1 pseudogene is annotated in these 295 nt (G+C 29.8%); it reads right to left on the reverse strand.

The features are described from left to right. A pseudogene (cls, locus tag LDP10_RS03415) lies at positions 1-295 on the reverse strand (cardiolipin synthase A); the annotation flags it as partial.

The following is a 295-nucleotide window of genomic DNA, read 5'->3' on the forward strand; positions in this document are numbered from 1 at the left end:
TATTTGTGCCCATTTACTGCGGAAAAAATCAACACTACCAGCAGAATCTAACATTAATCTACAATGTATACCTCTTTTTGCTGATGAGATCAAAGCGTTGGCGACATCATCTGCCAAACCACCAGGTTTCCATATATAAAATACCATTTCTATATTATTTTTAGCTAAATAAATATCATGTATTAAAGTTTTTATTATTTCTTTTGCATTAGTTAATAATTTTATCTGATCACATTTAATTCCTGATATACCTTGTCTATGTTTACATAATTGGAACAATGAAGTAGCAACGTCA

It is taken from the genome of Buchnera aphidicola (Pemphigus obesinymphae), assembly GCF_026122815.1.
GTDB lineage: Bacteria > Pseudomonadota > Gammaproteobacteria > Enterobacterales > Enterobacteriaceae > Buchnera_C > Buchnera_C aphidicola_BJ.